This is a genomic window from Pseudonocardia sp. D17 (assembly GCF_036984265.1).
Taxonomy (GTDB): domain Bacteria; phylum Actinomycetota; class Actinomycetes; order Mycobacteriales; family Pseudonocardiaceae; genus Pseudonocardia; species Pseudonocardia benzenivorans.
This window is the reverse complement of sequence record NZ_BPRG01000197.1, coordinates 1-1,772: the sequence shown is the minus strand read 5'-3', so window position 1 is coordinate 1,772 and position 1,772 is coordinate 1. Positions and strand designations below refer to the sequence as shown.

Here is a 1,772-nt window from a genome sequence, read left to right as displayed (position 1 = left end):
TCACAGCCGCCAGCCGGTCGACAGCCCGGACATCCAGACGCCGGAGTCCCGGGCCCTCGGACCTGCGTCACGGCACGAACCACGCCACGCCGCCCGGGCGCGCCCGGCAGCTCCCGCCTGCGCCCGCGGCACCGGGCAGCGCTCGTGGGCCCAGGGGGCCGCACGCGTGGGCTCCCCGCGGGCCCGGGGCCCGCGGTCAGTTGCGGGCGGCGCCGGCGGTCAGACCCGCCCGACCTCGTAGTTCCCCTCGCTGCTGGTCACGTGGATCGGGACCTGCGTGTTCGGCTCGCCGTCGACGGTCGCCGAGCACTGGAAGGTGTCGCCGCTCTTGACCTCGCGGTTCGCGGGGCAACTGACGGCGGAGACCTGGTGGCCGTAGTCCGTCGTCAGCACCTTCTCGACGCCCGCCTGCAGCGCGGTCTGGTCGAACACGCGGGTCACGACGAAGCCCGGCTTCCAGAACAGCAGGACCGCCGCGACGGCGGCGACGACGACCAGCGCACCGACGAGGATCCAGGGCAGCGCACGCCGCTTGCGTGGCGTCTCGACGGTGCCGCCCCCCTGCTGCTGCCCCCACTGCTGCCCCGGCTGCGGAGGCTGCTGGCCCCACGCCGCGGCCGAGCCACCCGCCTGCGACCAGGCCTGCTGCGGGGCCTCGCCCTGACCGGCTCCCCAGGCACCCGGTCGGTTCTGCTGCGCCCACGGGTCGGTCTGGCCGGGCGCGGCGCCCCACGCCGCCTGCTGCTGGGCGCCCCACTGCTGGTCGCCGCCTGCGAACTGGGCGGTGGGCTGCTCGCCGCCGGTGTGCCCTGCCGGCTGCCCCCACTGTGCGGCTGCCGACGAGGGCAGGTGCTGCGTCGCCGCGCTGTCGAATCCCGCGCCGCTCTCGCCACCCGGGCCGCTCTCGCCACCCGTGCCGCGGTCGACGCCCGTGGCGCCGTCGGTCGACGAGGCCGCCGGTTCGGGCGGGGCGCCGGTCGCGTCGTCCGCGCCGTCGGCCGCCGCAGCCGCCGCGGCTCCCCCGGCCGCAGCCGCCGGCGCCCACGGTGACGCACCGCCGCCGTACTGGGTGCCGGCGTCGGCCGACGCGTGACCCCACTGCGCGGTTGTCCCGGCCTGCTCCCCCGACGACGACCCCGGGTCGGACGGTGCCGACGACGCGGCCGGCGTGCTCTCGCCGGCCCCCGGGGACGTGGTCGCCGGATCGGGGCTCGTGTCGGTCCGACCGGGCGCGGTCGCCGGCTGCGGGTCGGCAGCCGGTTGTGCCCAGCCTCCCGCCTGTGGCTGAGCCCACTGCTGGCCGGTCTGCTGTTCGGTCGGGACGCCTTGCTGCCCGTACTGGCCCGGCTGCCCGTACTGCCCCTGCTGCGGGTACTGGCCTGCCTGCGGGTGCGGGTTCTGCTGCGGGTACTGGCCCGGCTGCGCGTACGGGTTCTGCTGCGGGTACTGCTGCTGAGCAGCGGTCCCGGGCTGCTGGTACGGCTGGGCGGGCTGCTGGTACGGCTGGGCGGGCTGTTGCTGCAACCACGCCGGGTGCACCCATTGCCCGCGCTGCGGGTCCCACACCGGCTGCGCGTCCTGCGCCGGCGGGGACCATTGCTGCGGCGGCTGCTGCCCCCAGCCCGGCTGCGTCCCCCACTGCTGCTGGTCCCACTGCGTCGGCGGCTGCTGCTGTCCCCACGGACCGGCCTCCTGGCCCTGAACCTGTGGCTGGCCCTGCGCCGGCGGCTGGCCCTGCGCCGGCGGCTGGCCCTGCGCCGGCGGCTGGCCCT

Annotated in this window: 1 protein-coding gene; it reads right to left on the bottom strand. The window is 77.4% G+C overall.

Annotation, left to right across the window (positions count from 1 at the left end):
- Positions 1–219: 219 nt before the first annotated feature.
- Positions 220–1,772, bottom strand: a 1,553-nt coding sequence (locus PSD17_RS26015) for a DUF4333 domain-containing protein (protein ID WP_339124979.1), incomplete at its 5' end; no start/stop codon positions are given.